This is a genomic window from Desulfoplanes formicivorans (genome assembly GCF_001748225.1).
Classification (GTDB): Bacteria; Desulfobacterota; Desulfovibrionia; order Desulfovibrionales; family Desulfomicrobiaceae; genus Desulfoplanes; species Desulfoplanes formicivorans.
Genome location: NZ_BDFE01000007.1, coordinates 84,001 through 108,799 on the forward strand (window position 1 = coordinate 84,001; position 24,799 = coordinate 108,799).

Genomic DNA, 24,799 nt, shown 5'->3' on the forward strand with positions numbered 1-24,799 from the left:
AGACACCTGCAGGATTGCTATCGGATCGGCAGTCCTGCTCGTTACACACAATCAACCCGTCCGTGAGTACACATGAGAGCGTTGAAAGCGGACACCTGCCCCCTTTGGAGGAAGAATGACAATGAACAGCAGTACCGGACGTGTAGACCTACGACCTGATAAACACATTCTCATTCCGGCAACACTTGTTCTCTTGGGCATTATTGCCTGTTCCATTGTATTCACCGAGCAAAGTGAACATGTCCTCAAGACCGTATACAGCGTCTTCGCCCGGACCACGGGTACCTGGTATCTCTGGGTCACCGTGGGCATGATCATCCTTTCAGGTTTTTTCATGTTTTCCCGCTACGGCGACATCAAATTCGGGGAACCAGACGAAAAGCCTGAATTCAACAACTATTCATGGCTGGCCATGATGTTTTGTTCCGGTGTGGCCGGAGCGGTCATGTTCTGGTCCATTGTCGAGCCCATGTACAACCTGGCCTACCCGCCCAAGTTTGCCGAGCCCCTGTCCCGCCAGTCCTTTGAATGGGCCATGTCCTATGTCCTGCTTCACTGGGGACCCGTAACCTGGCCCTGGTACATGGTAACCGCTCTGCCCATCTGCTACATGTATTACAAACGCAAGAAACCGGTCCTGCGCATCAGCGCCGCCACCGAGCCCATTCTTGGCGACCAGGTCAACGGCGGCATGGGCAAGGGGATTGAGATTTTCTTTATCGTCGGCCTGATGTTCTCCAACGCAGCCGTCATGGGCGTATCCGTACCCATCGTCAACCATGCTCTGAGCGCGGTCCTGGGTATTGAACCAAGCTTTACCCTGGAACTCATCATCCTTGCCATTTCCGCCGTTATCTTCACGGTATCGGTTTCCCTGGGTCTCAAAAAAGGCATCAAGATTTTGTCAGACACCAATGTATGCATTGCCCTGGCCATGGTCTTCTTTTGCCTTGTGGCTGGTCCCACAGTGTTCATTGTTGACAACTTTACCAATTCCTTTGGGCATATGCTTGGCAACTTCTGGGACATGATCTTCTGGACCGACCCCTATACCGATGGTTCATTCCCGCAGGATTGGACCATTTTTTATGCCCTGTGGATGGCATCTTATGGCCCTTTCATGGGGCTGTTCATTGCCCGCATTTCCAAGGGGCGTACCGTAATATCGTTGCCATGGGTCTGGCAGGCGGCATCGCCGGCTCCTACATGATCCACGCCGTTTTTGGCGGATACACCATGTTCACCCAGTTAAACGGCATTGTCGACGCTGTCGGCATTCTCAAAGCCTCGGGCGGTCCGGCCGCATTGGTGGCAGTCCTGCAGACCCTCCCCATGGGAAAGGTTGTTCTGGTGGCCTACTGTGTCTTCTCCACCATCTTCCTGGCTACCTCGGTGGACTCGTGTGCGTACGTCATCTCCTGCTCAGCCACTACCAGGCTGCAGCCCGGTTCCGAACCAACCCGCGGGCACCGTTTCTATTGGGCACTGATCCAGGCGGGCCTTGCCCTGGCCGCCATCACCATGGGTGGATTGGGACCGGTTCGCATCTTTGCCAACTTCTCGGGCGCACTCATGCTCATCCCCATCGCCTTTGTCATTGCTGCCTGGTTCAAAATGACCAGGGAAGATGATGCCCTGACCCAATGCTGTACATTCACCAACCCGCTGCCTGTAAATGCAGCTTCAGAAGAGGTCCCCGGTCGTCCTTCCAAGGACCCCCTTTCCGAGGACATTCCCTGCCCGGTTGAACAATAACAACATACCCACATTCAAGGAGTAAAACATGTCCACCAAAGCCAACAGAGTTGCGCTGCTCGGTTTCGACTGCGCCATCCCCAAGCGCCTTGAAGCGTTGATAAACGAGGGTGCTTTGCCCAACTTCAAAAAGTTCAAGGAGCAAGGCACCTACATGACCGAAGGGTACAACATGCCCACCGTTACCCCGCCGTCATGGGCCTCCATCTGCACGGGCGCCTATCCCCGCACCCACGGAGTGGAAGACTATTACTATTACAACGAAGGCGAATCCCTGCACTTCTCCAAATGCGTTCAGTCTTTTGGTTCCCAGATGCTCACGGCTGAAACCATCTGGGACCGGTGGGACAAGGAAGGCAAGAAATGTCTGGTGGTCAACTATCCTGTTTCCTGGCCATCCAAGATGAAAAACGGGGTCATGGTACAGGGGGAAGGCCTTTCAGCGGCTGAAACCCGCTGGCAGCTGGAAGGGTACGAACATCGGGAAAGCCTGTGTTCCGAATCCTGTGTTGCCACTGATTTCTACCCCATTGGCGTTCAGGCCCGATTTGAAGAAGCAGAGGGATGGAAAAACATCCCCGAGGAAATTGAAGACCAGGATCCCCTGGACATGACCATCCCCATGGAATTTCCCCACGCCATGGAAGAACTGGCTCCCCAGACCTGGTACGGACTGACCTGGGAATCCGAAGACGATGGCTATGATGTCTTTGCCCTGTGCACGGAAAAGGATTTCAACACCGCACTGTTCACCATCAAGGTGCGTGAGTGGTCCGACGTCATTGAAGCCGACTTCCCCATCAAGGCCGACGGACGCATTGAAAAGGGATACTTCCGTTGCAAACTCATGGAACTTTCCGACGACGCCGAAGACTTCAAGTTGTACATTTCCGGCATCACCGGAACCCACGGATACTGCGCCCCGGATGACGCCCTCAAGAACGTGGATTTCACCAGGAACATCCTGGCCAATGACATGGGCTTTGTGGGCATGGTCAACGGCATCATTGATAACGAAACCATCGTGGAGATGGCCCGTTTCCATTCGGAATGGCTCACCGAGGTCATCACCACCCTCATGAAGGACCATCCCGACTGGGATCTGCTGTACATGCATACCCATCTCATCGACTGGTTCTATCATGGATACATGGACAAGATGGAACACGGTACCGAGGAAGAAAAAAAGATGGCCTACGACATGGAACGGGCCATCTACCAGATCGAGGACAAGTTCCTGGGGACCATGATGGCCGCCATGCCCAAGGAAACCCTGACCTGCGTCATCTCCGACCATGGGGCAACACCCATCGGTCCCATCCTGAACACGGCCGAGGCATTGGCCCAGGCAGGCCTGACCGCCTACGAGGCCCGCTCCTCTGATGAGGCGGGATCCGTGTGGGAAGAGTCCGAAGGCTTCAACTACGATCTCATCCCCGAAAAATCCCTGGCTGTCCCTCAACGGTACATGTTCGTCTACGTCAACCTCAAATCCAAGTACCCCGGTGGCATTGTGGAGGATGAGGATTACGAAAAGGTTCGCAACCAGATCATCGACGCCCTGTACGACTACAAGCATCCTGAAACCGGAGAACGTCCTGTCATGTGCGCCATTCCCAAGGAAGACGCCAAGGTCTTTGGCATGGGTGGTGAGCAGGCCGGTGATGTCGTGTACGTGCTCAAGCCCGAGTACATGGCCGAACACGGCTACGGCTTCCCCACGGGTGAATCCGGATGCGGTTCTCTGAAAAACATCATGCTCTGGAACGGCCCCGGCGTGAAGCAGGGTTACGTGTACGAACGTCCCCGCTGGCTCGTCGATGTCGTGCCCACCTTCTGCCACGCCACAGGCAATCCGGTTCCGGCAGATACCGAAGGCGCGATCATCTATCAGATATTTGAAGATCACGACAAATAAAAGCATCCCGGTAGCCGGGGCGGCGCACCTTGAGAAGCCGTCCCGGCCGGCCCATGCAGACGTGACCAACTTTCCTGTTGGAACAACATGACCAAGGTGCATCATCCCCTGCTGTGGTGAAAGGGGGCTTGTCCCCAAGCCCGTCTCTTTTCCCGAAACAAGACGTCAAACGGAACTTCGGCCTGCTTGGCGTTCATCGTGGGGAATGAAGTCGTCTGACCATTAATCTGTCTCGTGCACCTCGCGGCGACCGGGGGACGCAGAGAACAACGCATGGAGAAGCATACATGCTCTTTTTCGTGAACAAGCCGGAAGAGGGGATTCTTGACCGAATCGCTCTTATCGGCGGCGACGAGGACAAGGCCCTGCTCCTGGTTGGCGATGCCATCAGTTTTGGCACTGAACACTGGGAGAACAAGCTGGAAGATCTGGACGTTGAAGACATCTATGTGGCCAAAAACGCCCTGGATGCCCGCAATCTCGAACTCAGCGATAACTGTCAGGTGGTGGACTACCCCGAGATGGTGGACCTGCTGCTGGGAAGCGACGAAAAAATCGTATCACTCTAAGGAGATAGCATCATGTCAAAAACATTGACCATCATGCTCCTGTCGGGATCTGCGGAGAACGAGGATGCCGAGTTCGCCACACGTCTCGCCCAGGCCGCCCAGGAAAAAGGCCACAAGGTCCAGATCTATTTGTTCGGAAATGCCGTAAATATTTCCAAGAAAGAAATTCCCATTGAAGGTGATGACCTGCATATCCAGCAGCGGCTCCTTGATCATATTGAACCCACCAAGTGTTTTGAGCGGTTGGCCGACATCACGCGCAAGGGCGGCGACATCTCCACCTGTCACACCAACGAACACGCCCGTGGTATTGAATCCCGCCAGTATGTGGATGGCATCAAATGGGGCGACGTGGGTGGTTCCTTCACCAAATATCTCATGACCTCGGACGTTCTTCTGTCCGTGGGCCACTAAAGGAGGCGCGCCATGATCAATTCTGCTTGCTTTGTCGTATCCAAGCCCCTTGGCGTGGAACAGGGCGCCCTGGGCATACGTACCGCCTGGGCCTGTCATCAGAATGGTTTTGAAACCAAACTCATCTACGCCGAAGAAGGCGTTTGGTGCCTCATCAACAATCCCGGCTACCATACCTCCATGCTCAAGGACCTCATCCAGGAAGAAGGCGAAATCTACGCCGTCAAAGAAGACCTGGAAAAGCGCGGACTGACTGAAGAAAACCTCGTCAAGGGGATTGAAGTCATTGAGGCAGCAGATGTTGCCGAACTGTGCGAAGAGATGGATTGCGTCAACTATTTCTAATCAACAGACATCATCAAGAGGGAATCTGCATGTCCACTGTACACTTTGAACGCTTGGATGAAAACCGCGACAAATTCAACGTTGGCGCCAAGGCTGTCCCTGAAATCATCATGGATTTTTCCTCCATCACCCCGGAAGAACGCAACCAGGAATCCATGGGCTCCCGCATGCTCTGCGTGGCTGCGCTTTCCTGTTATTGTAACACCATGGTCAATGCCTTCAAGCGCAACAATGTTGAAATAAAGTCCCTGACAGGATCTGCCACGGCCACCAAGGACAAGGACGAGGTCAACCGCACCCGTTACGTTGAACTGGAGATCAACATTGAGGTCGGTCTGGACGAAAAAGACCGGGAAGTCTTTGAAACCGTCAAGGAAAACATGCTCAACGGCTCCTTGCTCACCTACTCCCTCGAAGAGGGCATGGAAGTCGACTACAACATCGAAATGAAAGCAGTTTAACGCCCTTTGCAGGCAATTTTGACCTAAATCCGACATAAATACGTTCAACATGAAAGGAGAAACATAATGGCTGATAAAAAAGTTGTTTTGATTGTTTGTGGCGAAGCTGATGTCAACGGCGGCGCGGCTTTGAAGAAATACATCAAGAAATCCTGCACTTTTGCCGGCTTTGACGCCGCCAATATGGTTGCCGAAGCCGCCAAGATCCAGGGTGGTGCCACAGTGGCTGCCAACGGCGTTGCCAGGGTATTTGAAGAAGACGGTGCTCTGGCCATTGTTGAGCTGGGTGATGTTACGGCCGAGGCCCTGGAAGCCTCCATGGCACAGATCGCCGAAGCAGCCGACCGTCGTACCCTGATCGTGCTGGCCACTGCCAGTGGCTTGTTCATGGGCGGTCTGGGCATGAACAAGAAGGCAGGAACCATCCAGCGCAATGTTGTTGCTGCTGATGTGATTGCCACCATCTGCTATGTGGCTGACCTGCCCATTCCTGGCGATTGCACGGGTGCGGTTCTGTATCAGGCCCTCAAGGATCCCGACATGAAGCTCAAGGAAATGCGCAAGCTCAAGGAAGCCATTGGCCGCATGGAAGTGGCCCTGCAGCGGGACAATCGGGAACCCTGGGACAAGCACGACTGCGCCTAATTCGCCAGTTGATCATCATCAATGGAAGGGGAGAGCGATCCTTGGGTTGCTCTCCCTTCTTTGCAACATTGCATGCTATTTCAAGATATTAAGTGCAGGAGACCTGAACCCCTATGACTACCGCAATGACTGTTGAGAACCTGAAACTACAACAGGATGTAGCCTTTGCCAAAAAAGGACTCGCCATTGCCGTTTTCTCCGGCATGTCCTGGGGGCTCAACGGCGTTATTCTCAGTCTGGCCTTTGAGGCCACCATCTTCCTGGACAAGGAATACTGGCTGCTGGCTCCGCTTACCGTGGGTGCGCTGCACGATACGTTCAGTGCCCTGTGGTTGCTCGTCTTTAACGGTACAACCGGAAGGCTCAAGGAGCTTGTGCGCACTCTGCGTGCCAAAACTGCCCGTCCGGTGATGCTGGGCGCCCTTTTCGGGGGTCCCATGGCCATGTCCTCGTACATGCTGGGTTTGAAATTTGCCGGACCCGCCTATGTCATGCCCATCACGGCATTGTACCCTGCAGTGGCCTCCATCCTGGCCGCCATTTTTCTCAAGGAAAAGATCGTCCTGCGCGCGTGGATGGGTCTTGCCCTTTGCGTCGTGGGAGGAATGGTCATCGGATATACCCCTCCGGAAGGTTCCCTGGGCAGTGAATTCTACATGGGCATCGCCTTTGCCGCTGTCGCCACCTTTGGCTGGGGATTCGAAGGTGTGCTCGCCACATCCGGCATGGACCTGCTTGATCCCGCCGTTGCCCTTAATGTACGCCAGCTGACCTCTTCCTCCACCTACCTGCTGGTGGTCCTGCCCCTTGCCGGCGGCTATGCCCTGATCACACCGGCCTTGACCGGTTCCATTGGCTGGGTTTTCCCCACGGCTGCCCTGGTGGGTGCCCTTTCCTATCTTTGCTGGTACCGCGCCATGAACATGACCGGTGTCAGTCGGGCCATGGCCATCAATATCACCTACTCCTTATGGGGCATTTTCTTTTCCGCCATTTTTACCGAAGTGGAAATCACGGCCAATATCATTATCGGGGCACTCATCATTACCACCGGCATGATTTTGGTGGTGGGGAATCCCAAAGACATGACCAAGTTACGTAGTGCATAAAACAATGCAAGGACGTCAGAATGAAAACAAAACCACTAAAAACACGTATTGTCGAAGTATTCAAAAATGGTGAGCTGCTCAATGCCAGGGCAATACATGAAATTGTCATGTATGATTATCCATCCGAAAATTATTGCTGCATCAAAACCATAGAAGATCATCTTAAATCACTGAAAGCCGTTGGAATACTCAATGAAGAAGGCTCTTACATTGACGATGATGGAAAGCTGGTTTCAACGTACAGAATATCAGAATACGGACTCGATAAATTGCATAAGGCATCGTGATCAAAAAGGCTGCAAGGGATCTATCCTACCCTTGCAGCCTTTTTGATATGTATGATCATAATTCATGCAAAATAATGCTTGCACTTTTTTGTGTTCTGACACACATGTCGCCACGGAAAAACGACAAAAATGTCGCAGCCAAACAGAAAAAAGAAGCAAGGAACTACTTATGACGACATTGACGCACGACGAGCTGCTGCACCATTGTCAAGAACTCAAGCAGGAGCTGTCTTCCTACAGGGAAATGAAAACCAGGTTCAAACAAAGCGAAGAGCGTTTGACCCGTCTGTTCAATAACCTTCCCGGCATGGCATACAGCTGCTCCCTTGACCACAAATATCACCCCACCCTGGATTTTGCCAGCCAGGGCTGTATTGAGCTCTTTGGAGTTCTTCCCGAATACTTTACCAAACAGCATACCAACGTCATGGAAACCATGGCCTTTCCCGAGGATCTGCCTTCCATACGCAAAGAACAGAATGCCGCCATTGACGGCCACCGCCCCTACAAAATGCTTTACCGCGTCCGCCTGGGCAACAACGACCACAAATGGATATGGGACCAGGGTGAGTGTGTTTATGACGAAAAGGGAACGCCCACACACCTTGAAGGCATCATGATCGACATAAGCGCCCAGAAAATGCGCGAATTCGAGCTCCTGCAGGAGAATCGACAGCTCCAGGCTTCCCTGGGCGATCGATACAAATTTCGGAACATCATCGGCAAAAGTCAGGGGATGCGCGATGTGTTCAAGCTGATCATGAAGGCGGCCAAAAGTGATGCCAACGTCATCATCCTTGGAGAAACCGGTACAGGCAAGGATCTTGTGGCCCAGAGTATCCACGCAGAACGAGGCACCCCGGGAGCGTATGTTCCCGTCAACTGTGGCGCGATTCCCGCCAACCTCATGGAGAGTGCCTTTTTCGGGCACAAGAAAGGGGCTTTTTCAGGTGCGGTTTCCGATTGTCAGGGTTATCTGGCGGCCGCAGACGGCGGGACCCTGTTTCTCGACGAAGTGGGAGAGATCGATCTCTCCTTGCAGGTCAAACTGCTTCGGGCCCTGGAAAGCAAGCTGTACACCCCGGTGGGAGGCAGTGAACCCAGGAGTTCCAATTTCCGCCTCATTGCCGCAACCAACCGCGATCTCAATGAAATGGTCAGACAGGGGACCATGCGCTCGGATTTCTTTTTCCGGCTCCATGTCCTGCCCATCCGCATACCGCCCCTCAGGGAACGAATCGAGGATCTGCCCCTTTTGATAACCGAATTCATGTCCCGCTACACGGGCGAGGATGCTTCCACCCACAGGCTGCCCCTCAAAATCCGTGCGGCCTTTGACGCCCACTCATGGCCGGGCAATGTGCGGGAATTGCAAAATGTCATTGAGCGCTACCTCACTTTCGGAGATTGTGTTTTCAGTGAATTGACCATGCAGGACCCCGACAAGGCACCCGACATTGAAGAGGCGTTGGAAGTTGCTGATGAGGGATCCAGCCTGGCCGAGACCATGAATCTTGTGGAAAAACATCTCCTGCTCAAGGCACTGGAAAAAAATCACTGGAAAAAAGGTCAAACAGCCAGGGAACTGGGGCTGAACATGCGCACCATGCAACGCAAGCTGAAAAAATACGGATTGTAACGTCGATCTTTGCAAACAGCAGCCTGCCGGGGTGTGGTATGGGCCCGCCGGAACATGCAGCATCTGCCACCATGATCCGGTTTCCGCGATCATCAGCATGGGATCTTTGTCTTCGGATTGGGTTGTGCCCTTGAGCCTTCCCATGACAATACGACACAATCGTCAGTTCGCGACATACATGTCGTTTGTCGCAAACAAACATTAATATTAGCAGCTTACACCGATTTTCCTTCAAAGGCGCGACATTCATGTCGCGCCTTTTTTGTTTTTTGGCTGAAATTATTCATAAAATTCAATCATACAAAATAGTTACACGCTCGGCATATTCTATGCTCAGGCGGCTTCGATTGTGTGTTTGGCCAGGGAGCGCGCTTTTGGCAGCGCCCCCAAAAACTCTTGGGAAGGGACGGCATTGTCCGAGGATCTTTCCCCAAATTTACAGTGCGAAAAGCTCTCAGAAACCATTGCATGACCTTGCTTCCTTCTTGGACCACATCCATGGAGGGATCCGGGGCAAGGTCACTCAAATCTGCAATGGAGCACTGATCCCCTTCCCAAGAGTTTGCTTTCTGCAAAAGCAACCAGCAACCCTTTGAGGCTGAAGCCATTCTTTCTTCAGTCGAGCCCTTGCCCTGTCCGAGGTGTCCTCATCGAACGGGCCTGATTTTCAGGAGCATGCCTGTGCAGTGGAAACAATTCAGAACGAACCAGACAGCAGGGTATATGTTCATTCTGCTGGGGATACTCAATTGGAGCGGCAATTTTGTCGCGGCTCGCGGTCTTTCCGGACACATTGATCCGGCAACCTTGAATCTTTTTCGGTGGTCACTGGCCACGCTCATCTTTCTCCCTTTTGGATTTCGGGCCTTCTGGCGCGAACGCCATGTCATCGGTCACATGTGGAAAGAAATGTTTTTCCTCGCCCTGACAGGTGTCTCTTTGTATGACACCCTTGTATTTCTCGCCGGGCATACTTCAGAGGCTTTGAACATGTCCCTTATTTCCACATTATCCCCCTTGCTGACCTCCCTGGTGGCCCAATTCATTTTCAAGGAAAAACTCAAGCCACGCATGTACATGGGAATTGCCCTGAGCACCTTCGGCATCGTGATGCTGGTGACGGATGGCCATTTCAGCAGGCTTGCCACCATGCACTTTGCCCGGGGAGACCTCCTCATATTGTGCACGGCCATGATGTCCGCAGCCTACAACACCACCATCGGACGCATTGCAGGCAAAATCAGTCAGACTGCCCTTGTCATGGCCCTGTGTCTGTTTGGAACAGCGCAAATCATTCCCCTTTACCTGTGGGAAACAGGAGGCGCGATCATCCTTCCCGAATTCACGCCAACTCTCATCTGGTCGTTGCTGTACCTTGCGATTTTCGCTTCCATCCTTTGTTTTCTATTCTGGAACGAAGCCGTCCACATCCTGGGCGCGCCCAAGGCAATGCTTTTTTACTACACCCTGCCTCCCATCAGCGGTTTGGTGGCATGGCTGGTCATTGACGAACCGGTCAGTTTCATCCAATCCTTCAGCGGCATGGTCATTTTGGCAGGGATCCTCTTTGCCTTATATGGCGGTTTGCCAAAACGAAGAAGATGGAAGGCAAAACATTATGATCAACCGATTGAGATCGCTAACTAATTCTCTTTTCTGGAATATGGGGCAGCTTGTTGTTGGCGCCATCATATTCGTCATTGGCTATAACGGAGTGGCCGCACACCATCACTTTGTGCCCGGAGCCCTGTACGGTATCGCGGTTGTCGGCCACTCCATGGAACCGGGATTATCCCTTTCCATATGGTATTTACTGCTGAATATCCCGCTGTTTCTCGCCGCATGGAAAGGCGTCAGCAAACGTTTTTTTTGCCTGAACCTGTTCACCATGAGCGTGGTCACGCTCATGACCCATTATATCCAGCTTGATCTTGGCATCAGAAACGAGCTGTACGCGGCCATAGCCGCCGGATCCATCATGGGGGCAGGATGCGGTCTCATTCTCCGGACCTATGGCGGCGGTGGCGGCCTGGATGTGGTGGCCGTCATCCTGAACAGAAAATTCGGCATCCGATTCGGTGTCTTTTACTTCGTGGTCAACACGGCGGTCATGAGTCTTGCCCTGACCCGCTACACCCAGGACAAGCTCATTGCATCCCTGGTCATGCTCTTTATCAGCTCCGTGGTGACCGAATACGTTCTTTCCATGTTCAACCAGCGCAAGGCCGTGCGCATCATTACCAAAAAATCGGCTGAGCTGGTAGCAGTGATGACCCAAAACAAACATTATGCAACGGTTTTCCCCGGCAGAGGTGGCTATTCCAACGAGGGCGTGGACATGATCCTGTCCATCACCGACAACCTGCGTCTGCGCTCCCTGGAACACCTGATCCTTGATAATGATCCCGAAGCCATCTTTGTTGTCGAAAATACGTTTAGTGTCATTGGCGGCGCCATTGCCAGCCGCAAGGATTACTAACCGCACAACCAACAGGAATACATTGATGCATGCCCAACACATGAAAACAGAACCCCAGGCCCTGCAGACCGTTAACGTGGATTTGGCAGGAGATGCCGAAGTATTCATCCCCCAAAATGTCTGCGCCCGCATGATCCGCTTTGCAGTGGAAGACCGCAAATTGACCTACCTCAAATTCACGGGAGGTTGCCAAGGCAATCTCAAGGCCATCTCCAAACTGCTGGTGGGCATGGACGTGGAAGAGATCATCCGAAAACTCAGCGGCAACACCTGCGGCAAAAAAAACACCTCGTGCACGGATCAGCTCTGCATTGCCCTGCGCAATCATATGGAACAGGAATAAAAAGCCCCCAAACTGGACATGCCATCAATCACGTCATGTCCTCCCCTCCCAACAGGAATGAATTCTGCACATCCGTCAGCAAACAATGTGAACACATTTCAGGGATGATCCTGCAGCAATCTCCGCAAATTTGCAGCAGGATCCGATAAGAGCAGAAGTACAATTGATACCGTTTTCACCTTCTGTGAAACGATAGGCCTGCCAACCACGTTAGCCGATATCGGCCTCAAAAATGTCACGGACGAAGAGCTGATGCAGGTGGCAGATCTGGCGTGCGCTGAAGGCGAAACCATTCACAATGAGCCTTTTACAGTAACTCCAGAAAAGGTATTCTATGCTCTAAAAACCATGGATGCTATAGGTCGAAGCAGGAAAAACCAGAAGAAGTAACATCACCAAGACCATGTGACAACTACGCGCTAAAAACATTATTGCTATCGTATTTTCAGATAAATCCTAATACATATCCTTAGAAAAACAAAAGATCAGCATACATGATATACAAAATGAAATAAATGTCATCGTGTTCTAAACGCTACGATGTCATCTTTATGGAAACAGAATACATAGTTGCGACAAGGAAATTGATGACGGAATTTATATGTAGAACATGCGGTGATCGTTACCCCATCGAAACAATGCACTGGCTATGCCCATGCGGGGGGCTGCTTGATCTCGATTTTACACCTTCGCTGGATCCTCAAGTGGTCATGAAACGACCAACCACTCTCTGGCGGTACAGGGAAGCCCTGCCGGTCCCCCCTGGTGCGGAGTTGAGCCTTGGCGAAGGATTCACCCCCCTGCTGCCGTTGAGCATCGGCGGACGCGAGGTGTTGGTGAAACAGGAGCAGTTGTTTCCCACGGGTTCCTACAAGGATAGGGGGGCAAGCGTCATGATCGCCATGGCCGCCCATCTCGGTATCCGCAATGTTGTTGAGGATTCCTCCGGCAATGCGGGTTGTGCCGTGGGCGCGTACTGCGCCAAGGCAGGCATCCATTGCCGCATCTTTGTCCCGGCGGATAACTCACCGGGAAAACTCGGGCAGATCGAGCTCTACGGCGCCGATCTTGTTCCGGTTCCAGGTACCCGTGAGGACACGGCTGCGGCTTGCAAAGCCGCAGCCGCCGACACCTACTACGCCAGCCATGTCTACAACCCCTTTTTCTCCACGGAACCAAAACCTTTGCCTACGAGGTTGTAGAACAACTCGGCTGGAAATCACCGGATGCGGTTGTCCTGCCAGCCGGAAATGGCACCCTGCTGTTGGGAGCGCAGATCGGATTTTCCGAGCTGACCAGACTCGGCATCATCGACGCCATGCCCAAGCTCATTGCTGTCCAGGCTGCAGGATGCGCTCCCCTGGCCGCAGCGTTCCGGGCGGGCAAAAATCAGGCCCAGCCCATCACCACCGCATCCACTCTGGCCGAAGGAATAGCCATTGCAAAACCCGAGCGGGGAGAACAGATACTTCAGGCCGTCCGCGACACAGGAGGGACATTTTTCACCGTGGAGGAAGAAGAAATCCTCACGGCATTCAAAGATATGGGTCGAAAAGGCTATTGTATTGAGCCGACCTCAGCCGCAGTGATCGCCGGGACAGCCCGATATGTGACCCAGTGCCCCTCAAACGAGGTGGTCGTAACCGCGTTCACAGGACACGGGCTCAAGGCCGGAGACAAACTTCACAAACTGGCAACAGGTTAATGGTCGCAATCAAACCCAAAAGCGCCCAGCACACTGCCAACACAAATCCCCGGCACAGACAAAATGTCCGAGCCGGGGATCATTACGTGATATGAGGCTGTTCACGTCAACCTGTCTTCTCTTGCAACAGGTTGCTCGTGGAGAGACAAGGTATGCCTTGTCTCTACGGATCCTCGGATGTACCTACGCCCACGGACGATAGCAATGCAATGATCGGACTGTTCTGCGACATCCCTTCTGCCCCTCACCGGGACATGACTGTCCGAAATCTCGGATGACCTCCCGCTCCTTTTTTTCCTATTTTCCCCTTCCAACCCGAACCTCCCGTAATATAAAACAATCTTATCAAGAGATTGATAGCACAATTTTTGCTTGAAGATAGAAAATGTACTTGCCGGAGGTATCAAAACCAATCCGCATGTGGTAAACCGCGCATCACTGACGCGCTTTCCATAAAAAAATCGATCGGATATCATCCAATCATCCCCTTTCCCAACCAACGCATTTCTTTCCAAGGAGCACCCATGAGTGAAGTGATCCAAGAATTCCGAACCAAAGCGGAAGCGGTCTCCGCCATAGTTTCATCGGTTCCCTCCCTTGATCAGGCATTGGCGTATACCGTGGATCTGTGCGCCCGCAAAAAGGCCTGCCAGATGCTTGTCTCGGGATGCCAGGAGGACCTTTCCCAAAAGGCCGAGGACCTCTGCGGACTCAGGAAATGGGGCAGAATCATAGCGGCTCCGGGACTTGCCCGGGATGATCTGGACCGGCTCGTGCCCATGGCCCGGGAACAGGGGATTTCCGTGATCAGGAGAGACATGCGCAAACACCTGGAGGGCGTTGATATCGGCCTGACCATCTGCGAGTACGGCATAGCCGAGACAGGCACGCTGATCCTTGACTCCTCCAGCGAGGAGCTTCGGCTGGGCACCATGATCAGCGAAATCCATGTGGCAGTCATCCCCGCCTCCAGAATCAAGGGCAGGGCCGAAGAAATCACCAATGACCTCGAAACCTTGATGGAGAACAATCCCAATTACCTGGCATTCATCACCGGGGCCAGCCGGACCGCAGACATCGAACGGGTCCTGGCCCTGGGCGTTCATGGCCCCTTGGAATTGCACATTCTCATCCTGGAGGACAGGTAATGCAAAAGGCCAACAACCTGAAAGAGTACAAGCGGGAACTGGGAGAGGCCCTGGACAACGATTTTCTGCGCAAGGCCATGGACAAATTCGCTGTGGCCTACCGTTCCGCCCGGATCAATGCCTTCAAGGGCCATGAGGAAGAAGTGCTCATTCACGAGGTGGTCCGGGTCAAGGACGCAGGCATCGACAACATGATGGCCCTGTACGAGGAGTTCAAGACCAGGGCTCAGGCCGCCGGGGTCCATGTCCATCTGGCCAGAACCGCCCACGAGGCCAACGAGCTCATCGCGAACATCGCCCGCAAGAACGCGTGTAAAAAAATCATCAAATCCAAGTCCATGACCGCGGAAGAAACCCTGCTCAACCATCATCTGGAGCCGGAATTCGAGGTCACGGAAACCGATCTGGGCGAATGGATCATCCAACTTCGCCACGAAGGCCCCACCCACATGGTCATGCCGGCCATCCACCTCTCCAGACACCAAGTGGCCGATCTCTTTGCCGACGTTACCGCCCGCGAGCAGAAACCGGACATCCAGCGTCTGGTCAAGGTGGCCCGACGGGAGTTGCGCGCCAAATTCACCCAGGCGGACATGGGCATTTCCGGAGCCAATGTTGCCATAGCCAAAACCGGCACCCTGGGCATCGTGACCAACGAAGGCAACGCCAGACTGGTGACCACCCTCCCCAGGGTCCACGTCGCCCTGGTTGGTCTGGACAAGCTGTGTGCGTCCCTGCAGGACGCCCTGACTATTTTGCGCGTTCTGCCAAGGAATGCCACGGGGCAGGCCATCACCTCCTATGTCACATGGATCACCGGGGCCAACCAGTGCCTGGCTCGGGGGACAGAAAAAAACAAAAAAGAAATGCATATTGTCTTTCTGGACAACGGCCGGACCCAGCTTGCCAGGGACCCGCTGTTCAAACAGGTGCTCCGGTGCGTGCGGTGCGGGGCCTGTGCCAATGTCTGTCCGGTCTACCGGATGGTGGGCGGCCATCAGATGGGCCACGTGTACATCGGGGCCATCGGCCTCATTTTGACCTATTTTTTTCACGGACGAGACAAGGCCAAAAACCTGGTCCAGAACTGCATCAATTGCGAGGCGTGCAAGCATGTATGCGCCGCAGGTATTGATCTTCCCCGGCTCATCAAGGAAATCCACACCCGCATCCAGGACGAAGAAGGCCACCCCCTTACCTCGGTACTGCTGGGCAAGGTGCTCAAAAACCGCAAGCTGTTCCATACCCTGCTCAGAACGGCCAAGGCGGCCCAGCGACCCATCACCGGCGGGACCAGATACCTGAGTCACCTGCCCCAGATATTTGCCAGGGATCAGGATTTCAGAGCCCTGCCAGCCATTGCCAAGAAGCCGTTCCGTGACATGTGGAAGGATGTTCGTCCCCCCAAACCGGCCCATCCCAAATTCAAGGTGGCCCTGTTTTCGGGATGCGTGCAGGATTTTGTCTACCCGGAACAACTGGAGGCCGGAATCAAGGTCCTGGCACACCACGGGGTGGACTTGGACTTCCCCATGGGCCAGACCTGCTGCGGACTTCCGGTCCAGATGATGGGCGAAAAACAGGCGGCCAGGGACGTGGCCCTTCAGAATGTCACCGCCATCGATCCGGCCGACTACGATTACATTCTGACCTTGTGTGCTTCCTGCGCCTCCCATTTGAAGAACAACTATCCCTTCCTGGTAGGTGACGAGCCCATTGTGGGCGTGAAGGTGCAGCAGTTCTCGGACAAGGTGATGAGCTTCTCCAGTTTTGTGAACGACATCCTTCAGGTAACCAGGGAAGAATTCAATCCGTCTGGCAGAACAGCCACTTTCCATTCCCCCTGCCACCTGTGTCGGGGCATGGGGGTTGTCCACGCCCCCCACGAACTCATTGAAAAATCTGGATACCGTTTTGTTCGGGCTGATGAAGAACAGGTCTGTTGCGGATTCGGCGGGACCTACACAAGCAAATTTCCCCAGGTCTCCCAACAGATTCTCAACAACAAACTTGATGACGTGGAAAAAACAGGAGCCGAGCTGCTCTTGACCGAATGCCCGGGGTGCGTGCTCCAGCTTCGAGGCGGGATGGAAACCCGCGGCAGCCGTGTCCAGGTTCTGCACATTGCCGAAGCCCTGGCCAGGGCCAAGAAATAGATTGCAACAGCACAAGCCAAAAAACACACCTGCCTTGGCGCGAGTTGCCAAGTCCGGACGACTGTTGCCGATCCATCTGTCATCAACAGTACGCCCGGAACATGATGTGCAGACGGGGAACGGAGTAAAGATGACCTGTCTGGCAACAGCAAGGCTGAAGCAGACCAGGTTTCCCAGCAGACAATGGCCCTCCAGGCCAAACGCAACCAACTGGCCCCACAAGCCAATGGTTGTACATCATATCCAAAATCGGATATCTGCTTCTTCCAACACTCAGCAGGCCGCTTTCGCAGCTGAACGGTCGTGACGACCTCTGCCCCTTTCACTCATTGCCCATTTTCAGCGCAGACCAGGGGCTTGTTCCGCGGAACTTTTGGACATTGCTTGCGCCATAGCCGCCTTATGGTCCTAAAAATCGGACGAACATGCGCATCTCCAATCATCTTGCCTTCCACCTTGTCCGCAATCCCGGACATCAACCTGTTTTCCCTGTTCCAGGTTTTATTGTCAGAAAATATAACCATCAGATATATTGAAGAAATCATCTGGTTTTTATATCTGGCACCTTTCTTGTTTCAAAGATTAACCTCTCCTGTTGCCCGTACCATCTCTTGTGCACCCCAGACTCCGGCAACAACCACCAGGTGGCCCAAGGCCTGATGCCCAGGACCCTCAAGGACGCAGAAGCCTCAAAACATCCTTGTGGACCCGACAAAACCGCCATGGCAATGGGTGCATCCCCAGGGTTCTTTACCTGGATCATTCTTCTCTTAGACCAGACTTTCCCCAGGGCTTTCCCCTTCTCCTGCGCAGGGAGTGGGGCCACGTCCCAGGGATCAATGTTCCCGCCCAGCCAGGGTCTGCACCCTTCTCCCCGGTCCGGGAACTTCCATAATCCAAAGAGGTATGGCGAAAGGGTCATCCCGTGCCTCTGCTGGCTGTACCCGACCCAATTGGTCTTGTCGTCCCATGAGCGCATGGTCCTGCGTGCGCGCAAGGGTAATGGTAATCCTTCAGCCCCAGGAGTATGTCATGTCCCTTGGACTTCTTGCCTTCATCGCCCTGATTCCCATCGCGATGGTTCTTGTTCTCATGGTTGGTTTTCGCTGGCCGGCCACCCGAGCCATGCCGCTGGCCTGGGCCGTGGCCGCCTTTTCCGGGATGGCTATCTGGAAAATGCCGGCTACGCTTATTGCGGCTTCGACCCTGAGCGGATTCGGCAGTGCGGTGAATGTGCTGATCATTGTCTTTGGCGCCTTGCTCATCCTGTACACCCTGCGTGAAAGTGGAGGCATGGAAACCATCAGTCACGGTTTTTTCGGCATTTCCCAGGATCGACGGGTCCAGGTGATCATCATTTCCTTCCTTTTTGCCGCCTTTCTGGAAGGTGCTGCCGGGTTCGGGACCCCGGCGGCCATAGCCGCCCCTCTGCTTCTGGGGCTGGGGTTCCCGGCCCTGGCAGCTGTAACCATCTGCCTCATCTGCAATTCCGTACCGGTCACCTTCGGCGCCGTAGGAACGCCGTTGTGGTTCGGGTTGAAAACATTGCGCCCCAAGGTGGAAGCGGCCATTGCCACGGGTGATTCCCTGGGATTTACCACCTTTGAGGGATTTCTGCAGCATGTGGGTGAATGGGCCTCTCTGCTCCACAGCGTGGTCATCCTGATCCTGCCTCTGGCCATCTGCGCCTTCATGACCCGATTCTTCGGCCAGAACAAAAGCTGGAAAGAAGGCCTGGGCGCATGGAAATTCGCCGTGTTCGCCTCCATTTCCTTTTTGGTCCCTTATGTGACCGTGGCCTTTCTCTTTGGGGTGGAATTTCCGTCTTTGATCGGTGCCCTCATCGGTCTGGCCATCGTGGTCCCGGCAGCCAAGAGGGGGATATTTCTTCCCGGGGATGTCTGGGATTTCGGACCCCAATCCTCGTGGGAACATGACTGGGTCGGAAGCATCGAACCGGGCAAGACCGACCTCAAACCCCGGATGAGCCAACTCAGGGCCTGGACACCGTACATCCTCATTGCCGTGCTTCTGGTGCTTACCCGCATAGCCGAACTTCCCCTCAAGGGATGGGTCAATTCCATGGTCTTTTCATGGAGCCATATCCTGGGATACGAACACGTCAATTTTGCCATGAAACCCCTGTACAACCCGGGCATGATCCCCTTTGTCCTGGTGGCCATCCTGACCATTTTCATGCACGGCATGACCGGAGACAGGGCTGCTGCTGCATGGAGGGAAGCCCTTGTCAAAATAAAAAATCCTGCCATTGCCCTGTTCTTTGCCGTGGCCATGGTTGAAATCTTCAAACAGTCGGGGCACAACCCCCTGGGCTACGGGTCCATGCCCATGAGTATGGCCCAATTCGTATCCATTCTGGCCGGTTCCAGCTGGCCCATGTTTGCAGCGTTTGTCGGGGCCCTTGGTTCCTTTATCACCGGATCCAACACGGTTTCCGATCTGTTGTTCGCGGACTTTCAATACGGCATTGCCGAAAACATCCAGGCCAGCCGGGAAATCATTGTTGCCCTGCAGGCCGTGGGAGGCGCCATGGGCAACATGATCTGCGTACACAACATCGTGGCCGCTTCGGCAACAGTGGGTCTGTCGGGAGAAGAAGGGCTTATTTTACGCAAAACAATGATTCCCTGCCTGGTCTACGGACTCATGGTCGGCATCACCGGGCTGGTGTTCGCCTTTGTGCTTTTTCCGAACACGTTCTAAACCAGCATCCTTCCATCAATCCCCTGCACGCCTTCAGGAGAAATACTTCATGATCACACCATCACTTATCAAGGAACTCAAGGCCCTGCTCGGAAACGACAATGTTATGGACAGCGAGGTCGACCGCGTCTCCTATTCATATGATTCGGCCGTACTCGAAAGCGTTGTCCCCGAACTGGTGGTCCGTCCCGTCAACAGCGAAACCCTGGGCAAGGTGGTCAGCCTGTGCAACGAGAACCGCATCCCCATGACGGTACGGGGTTCGGGAACCAACCTGAGTGGGGGCACCATTCCCTCGTCCACCCACGGCATGGTTGTGTTGACCAATGGACTCAACAAGATTCTGGAAATCAACGAAGATGACCTGTACGCGGTGGTTCAGCCTGGCGTGGTCACGGCCACCTTTGCTGCGGCTGTGGCTGCCAAGGGCCTGTTCTACCCCCCTGATCCCGGAAGCATGGCCGTGTCCACCCTGGGGGGCAACGTGGCCGAGAACGCAGGAGGGCTTCGGGGACTCAAGTACGGCGTGACCAAGGACTACGTCATGGGCGTGGATTTCTGGGATGTGAACGGCAACCTTATCAAATCCGGCTCCCGAACGGTCAAATGCGTGACCGGTTACAACCTGGGGGGACTGATGGTCGCTTCCGAAGGGACTTTGGGCGTTTTTGATCAGATTATCCTGAAACTTGTCCCGCCTCCGGCCGCGTCCAGGGCCATGCTCGCCGTATTCGACAATATGGCCAAGGCTTCGGAAACCGTATCCGCCATCATTGCCGAAAAAATCGTGCCCTGTACCCTGGAATTTCTGGACAACTTCACCATCAGAACCGTTGAGGACTATTCCAGGGCCGGACTGCCAACGGATGCCGAAGCCCTGCTTCTCATAGAGGTGGACGGACATCCTGCCCAGGTGGAGGAAGAGGCCCAGAAAATCATGAGCCTGTGTACCCGACTGGGAGCATCCAGCGTGACCGCAGCCCAAAACGCCCAGGAAAAGGCAACCATCTGGCAGGCCCGGCGCGACGCCCTGCCCGCTTTGGCTCGACTCAAGCCAACAACCGTCCTTGAAGACGCCACCGTGCCCCGCAGCCAGATTCCGGCCATGATCGCGGCCATCCAATCCATAGGCAAAAAGTACGACCTGACCATCGGCATCTTCGGACATGCGGGCGATGGCAACCTGCACCCGACCATTTTATGCGACAAGCGGGACAAAAAGGAATTTGGCAAAGTCGAGCAGGCCGTGGATGAAATTTTCGAACACGCCCTGGCCCTCAAGGGAACCCTTTCCGGAGAACACGGCATAGGCATCGCCAAAAGCAAATTCATGGAACACGAGGTTTCCCGGGCAACCCTTGGCTTCTGTCGCCACCTGAAAACATCCCTTGATCCTCACGGTATTCTCAACCCGGGCAAAATCATTGGAGGGTAGCATGTCCAGCGACGTGAAAGCATTAAGCAACATGCTCAAGGAACTCGACGACCAGATGGCCGTGTGCATGCACTGCGGGTTGTGTCAGGCGGTCTGCCCGGTATTTGGCGAGACCTTGAAGGAAGCAGATGTGACCCGGGGAAAAATCATCCTTTTGGAAAACCTGGCCAAGGAGCTGATCAAAGATCCCAAAAAGATCAAGCAATGTCTGGATAAATGCCTGCTTTGCGGTTCCTGCGCGGCCAATTGTCCCTCGGGGGTCAAAATCCTGGATATTTTTCTCAAGGCCCGGGCCATTCTGACCTCCTATGTGGGGCTGTCTCCCCTCAAAAAGGCCATTTTCCGGGGCATGCTCTCCCGGCCCAAAATGTTCAACAGGCTTCTGGACATGGCATCCATAATCCAGAACGTGGCCGTCAAACCGGAAAATCCCGTGGTGCACACGGCATCCTGTACCTGGCTGCGGCCCATGCTCGGAGATCGTCATTTTCCACCTCTGGCCAAAAAATCCCTGCACAGGACAATCGGGGCCATGAACACCCCGGCAGGTTCAAGTCATATCAAGGTGGCTTTTTTTCCGGGTTGCATGCTGGACAAGATCTATCCGCACATTGCTGAAACCTGCCTCAAGGTGCTCAGACATCACGGCGTGGGCGTTTTCATGCCCGAGGGTCTGGCCTGCTGCGGTATTCCGGCCCTGGCCTCGGGAGATACGGCAACGCACACATCCCTGACCCGCATGAACCTCAAGGCCTTTCTGCAGGAAGATTTCGACTACCTGATCACGGCCTGCGCCACCTGCACCTCAACCATCAAAAAAGTCTGGCCCCTCATGGATCAGGACTTCACCTTGACGGAAAAGGAGCAGATCAGCATGATTTCCGGGAAAACCATGGATATCTCTGCCTTTCTCGTGGATGTCATCGGGGTCACAGCGCCTGAACTTCCCGAGCATGGAGGACGAAGCGTGACCTACCACGATCCCTGCCACCTGAAAAAATCCATGGGCGTGACGGCTCAGCCGCGCATCCTGATCAAGGCCAATCCCCACTTCAAACTCACGGAAATGGCCGAAGCCGACAGATGCTGCGGATGCGGCGGGAGCTTTAACCTGCAACACTATGACCTATCCAAACGTATCGGGCAGCAGAAACGGGACCACATCGTCCAGAGCAACGCCCAGATCGTTGCCACCAGCTGCCCGGCCTGCATGCTCCAGATTCAGGACAGCCTGTCCCGGAACAATGATCCGGTGAAGGTTAAACATGTCATTGAGATCTACGGAGAAATGATTTCGTAAACCCGACCATCACACCTTGAGGTTTCTGTTTTACCCAAGGGCCAAGTTGTTCCCCATCACCTCGGGGGATAAGGATGGCCAAGACGAGGCCATTTTCTCTCCTTCAAGACCTTGTTGACCCACGCAAAAAGCCGGACCCATGGTACCCCATGCGTCCGGCTTTTTTTCATCGTCTCCACCGTCAGCCATGCGCACCCGGCATCAGGAAGAGAGTAACCAAGTTACAACAACCTTCTTTACTCAGCAACCTACCTGAACTTTCTGATCAGGGCCACGGGAAGACCGCCCAAAAGCAGAAGCAGAGCTCCCGGAATGGGCGTGGGGCTCATACCGGAAACCTTGACAATCATATCATTGTAATCGGGCTTCACACACTTCGGCCCCTTATTGAGCCAGAGCTGATTGTCTTCCCAATTAAGCAGGTAGCTCTCGCCATCAAAGGTGGTCTGCAAAAAATCCCTGCCATGATTGGAGTGCCCGGCATCGGTTTCACTCAGAAAAAGTCCGCCACCCAGGAACCAGAGCTTCGACGAATCCAGATAGAAACCAAATTCACGATTTAATGAAAATCCCGATCCTGTCAGGGTATCCCATGTCAGAGTTTCCACGGCTCCAGGACCATCAGAACCCTTAAAAATTTCCATGGTCAGGGGATGATCTCCACCCAGATCCTGATACAGACCAAAGGAGTTGCACTTGGCAAACCAGGCATTTTCCTCCATCAGCTCGAAGGTGGCTCCGAGCTGGGATGTGTCTGCCATCCACAAATCATCATAGGGAATCAGACTGGCCTGGGCTGCTGACCCAAAACAAAAAACACATAACACAAGAACAAGACCTGCGAACCATTTTTTCATACCATCCTCCAACGCGGTTGTTGAAATACTTCAATCTTGACCTTAACCTGATGGAAGATAAGAAATAAATATGCCGGAACCAAGTAATGTTCATATATCGGGTAGATGCATGAAATTTGGGCTTTTCCTGTCCACTATTAGTATACGTTGTGGATACCATCCTTCCTAAAATTCACAGGTATTCGCACATTAAATGTCCAATGATATCAAAAAGAAATGCCATAGCCGCATGTTCATGCCAGACAGTTATGTTTTTACCAGAATCCATGTTGCAGCAGGCATGTGCTTTTCGGTCCAATGCGTCTTGTACGCCATTTTGGGACCCCGAAGAGGACCCATATCGTAGCGTTTGGCCTTTTCCTCACACAACCATTTGATCTGCTCCGCCTGCAAGAGATTGCCGATGGAAATATCCCTCCATTCCTGCACATAGCTGAACTGCTGCCCGCGATAGATCCTTTGGGCCATTCCTCCAAAAATATATCCGATATCCTGGCCCTCATGGCGGGCAAACATGATGCGTGCGGCTTGCGTCATGGTCAATCGGTGCAACATGGCACGGTAAAAAGAAACAGCAGGCTCCTGATCCATGCCGCAATGTTCTCTGCCCTTCCAGCTGGCCCTTTCCACGGTGAGCATGCGATCAAAAATCCTGTCGGCGTCTTCCATGGTTGACGGTGATATCCGCTCAAACCACACGCCCTTTTGAATGGCCCGTCGCATTTGCTGACGTATCTTTCTTCGATGATTGCCGGACCGTCGTGCCAGGTACCCATCCATCCCGCCGGACAGGGAGGCTGCACATTGCACCTGTTCCAGGTAGGGAGAAATTCTGAACTTTCCGGAAAATACCCTGCGCAGTCTTCGGGCGAGAACACCGCCGGGACGAATCCCGCTGATGACCATTCCGGAAAACAAGGAACCATACAGGCCCTCGATATCTCTCACCACCTCATGCAGGAGTTCAACAGCTCCGGGGCCGAGTACCGGGCACCCGAAAAACCAGTGGGAATCAATGGGAATGAGAAACATCTTGGTGGGATCAAACAACTTGACGGCAAAAGCAAGCACGTTGCCCGAGGAGACCTTGATCAAAGCAGGACGATGGGGACAAAACACCTGATAAAAGGGAAGCTGCCAGGTCGGAGTGCAGCAGAAGGGATCCGCCTGGTTTGTGGACAACGCAACACGGGTCCATTGGGCCAGCAAGGCCGGGTTCAAGGAGGGGGACAGTTCCTGTGATTCCCCCATGTCCATATGCCAAGTCAGTGATTCCTGCATGTCAAACGTAACGTATTAACAATAAAAGGGGTGGTGCGTTGAGGTGGACACTTCCTGTCCACCGCTAGGGGTACGCCAATATGCCCCGAAGCACCATAGGCAAAGAGCCCTCATATCGTGAAGATATGAGGGCTCTTTGAAGAAGAAGTCCTGGCGACGACCTACTTTCCCGCGGATGGATCCGGAGTATCATCGGCGCTGGAGGTCTTAACTTCCGAGTTCGAGATGG

At 53.8% G+C, this 24,799-nt stretch carries 19 protein-coding genes, 1 rRNA gene and 2 pseudogenes; 19 read left to right on the forward strand and 3 right to left on the reverse strand.

The features are described 5' to 3' along the window. Window positions 1-121: 121 nt before the first annotated feature. The 19 genes and pseudogenes from DPF_RS02500 (at window position 122) to DPF_RS02605 (ending at window position 22,432) form a co-directional block, all read left to right on the forward strand. Window positions 122-1,755: pseudogene (locus DPF_RS02500) on the forward strand (BCCT family transporter). A 28-nt stretch (window positions 1,756-1,783) separates the two neighbouring features. Next, on the forward strand, window positions 1,784-3,673 hold the full coding sequence (locus DPF_RS02510) for an alkaline phosphatase family protein (protein ID WP_069857294.1): 1,890 nt from the start codon (window positions 1,784-1,786) through the stop codon (window positions 3,671-3,673). A 287-nt stretch (window positions 3,674-3,960) separates the two neighbouring features. Next, on the forward strand, window positions 3,961-4,242 hold the full coding sequence (locus DPF_RS02515; protein WP_069857295.1) for a DsrH/TusB family sulfur metabolism protein: 282 nt from the start codon (window positions 3,961-3,963) through the stop codon (window positions 4,240-4,242). 12 nt (window positions 4,243-4,254) lie between these two features. Beyond that, entirely contained in the window at window positions 4,255-4,656 is a 402-nt protein-coding gene (locus DPF_RS02520; RefSeq protein ID WP_069857296.1) for a DsrE family protein, read from the forward strand. 12 nt (window positions 4,657-4,668) lie between these two features. After that, the gene (locus DPF_RS02525) at window positions 4,669-5,001 is read left to right on the forward strand and encodes a DsrH/TusB family sulfur metabolism protein (protein ID WP_069857297.1); all 333 of its coding nucleotides are present in this window, start codon (window positions 4,669-4,671) and stop codon (window positions 4,999-5,001) included. 29 nt (window positions 5,002-5,030) lie between these two features. Further along, entirely contained in the window at window positions 5,031-5,462 is a 432-nt protein-coding gene (locus DPF_RS02530; protein ID WP_069857298.1) for an OsmC family protein, read from the forward strand. Between the two features lie 66 nt (window positions 5,463-5,528). Further along, window positions 5,529-6,107 carry a hypothetical protein gene (locus tag DPF_RS02535; RefSeq protein ID WP_069857299.1) on the forward strand — a complete coding sequence of 193 codons (579 nt, stop codon included), beginning with the start codon at window positions 5,529-5,531 and terminating at the stop codon, window positions 6,105-6,107. A 113-nt stretch (window positions 6,108-6,220) separates the two neighbouring features. Next, window positions 6,221-7,216 (forward strand): DMT family transporter, encoded by a 996-nt coding sequence (locus DPF_RS02540; protein ID WP_083254415.1) that lies wholly within the window; start codon window positions 6,221-6,223, stop codon window positions 7,214-7,216. A gap of 20 nt (window positions 7,217-7,236) precedes the next feature. Then, the gene (locus DPF_RS02545) at window positions 7,237-7,503 is read left to right on the forward strand and encodes a hypothetical protein (protein WP_069857301.1); all 267 of its coding nucleotides are present in this window, start codon (window positions 7,237-7,239) and stop codon (window positions 7,501-7,503) included. A 169-nt stretch (window positions 7,504-7,672) separates the two neighbouring features. Beyond that, window positions 7,673-9,142: a sigma-54 interaction domain-containing protein gene (locus DPF_RS02550; RefSeq protein WP_069857302.1), complete on the forward strand. Its 1,470-nt coding sequence runs from the start codon at window positions 7,673-7,675 to the stop codon at window positions 9,140-9,142. 723 nt (window positions 9,143-9,865) lie between these two features. Beyond that, entirely contained in the window at window positions 9,866-10,789 is a 924-nt protein-coding gene (locus tag DPF_RS02555) for a DMT family transporter (protein WP_069857303.1), read from the forward strand. A 16-nt stretch (window positions 10,790-10,805) separates the two neighbouring features. Next, on the forward strand, window positions 10,806-11,621 hold the full coding sequence (locus DPF_RS02560) for a YitT family protein (protein WP_231702114.1): 816 nt from the start codon (window positions 10,806-10,808) through the stop codon (window positions 11,619-11,621). A 40-nt stretch (window positions 11,622-11,661) separates the two neighbouring features. Beyond that, entirely contained in the window at window positions 11,662-11,964 is a 303-nt protein-coding gene (locus tag DPF_RS02565; protein ID WP_088178301.1) for a TIGR03905 family TSCPD domain-containing protein, read from the forward strand. A 710-nt stretch (window positions 11,965-12,674) separates the two neighbouring features. Next, a pseudogene (locus tag DPF_RS02570) lies at window positions 12,675-13,669 on the forward strand (threonine synthase). Between the two features lie 524 nt (window positions 13,670-14,193). After that, complete coding sequence (locus DPF_RS02575; protein ID WP_069857305.1) at window positions 14,194-14,817, forward strand: lactate utilization protein; 624 nt, start codon at window positions 14,194-14,196, stop codon at window positions 14,815-14,817. Continuing rightward, window positions 14,817-16,973, forward strand: a complete 2,157-nt coding sequence (ldhH, locus tag DPF_RS02580; RefSeq protein ID WP_069857306.1) for an L-lactate dehydrogenase (quinone) large subunit LdhH — start codon at window positions 14,817-14,819, stop codon at window positions 16,971-16,973. Before DPF_RS02575 ends, ldhH begins: the two co-directional genes overlap by 1 nt. Window positions 16,974-18,005: 1,032 nt before the next feature. Continuing rightward, the gene (locus tag DPF_RS02595; protein ID WP_069857309.1) at window positions 18,006-19,697 is read left to right on the forward strand and encodes an L-lactate permease; all 1,692 of its coding nucleotides are present in this window, start codon (window positions 18,006-18,008) and stop codon (window positions 19,695-19,697) included. 49 nt (window positions 19,698-19,746) lie between these two features. Further along, the gene (locus DPF_RS02600) at window positions 19,747-21,132 is read left to right on the forward strand and encodes an FAD-linked oxidase C-terminal domain-containing protein (protein WP_069857310.1); all 1,386 of its coding nucleotides are present in this window, start codon (window positions 19,747-19,749) and stop codon (window positions 21,130-21,132) included. A gap of 1 nt (window position 21,133) precedes the next feature. Continuing rightward, a complete protein-coding gene (locus tag DPF_RS02605) occupies window positions 21,134-22,432 on the forward strand; it encodes a (Fe-S)-binding protein (RefSeq protein WP_069857311.1) in 1,299 nt (432 codons plus the stop codon). 248 nt (window positions 22,433-22,680) lie between these two features. On the opposite strand, the gene DPF_RS02610 is transcribed toward DPF_RS02605, so the two are convergent. The 3 genes from DPF_RS02610 to rrf all read right to left on the reverse strand — a co-directional run. Next, a complete protein-coding gene (locus DPF_RS02610) occupies window positions 22,681-23,289 on the reverse strand; it encodes a hypothetical protein (RefSeq protein ID WP_069857312.1) in 609 nt (202 codons plus the stop codon). A 246-nt stretch (window positions 23,290-23,535) separates the two neighbouring features. Beyond that, the gene (locus tag DPF_RS02615) at window positions 23,536-24,540 is read right to left on the reverse strand and encodes a GNAT family N-acetyltransferase (protein ID WP_176724142.1); all 1,005 of its coding nucleotides are present in this window, start codon (window positions 24,538-24,540) and stop codon (window positions 23,536-23,538) included. 178 nt (window positions 24,541-24,718) lie between these two features. Beyond that, window positions 24,719-24,799: ribosomal RNA gene (gene rrf / locus DPF_RS14475) — 5S ribosomal RNA — on the reverse strand; the annotation flags it as partial.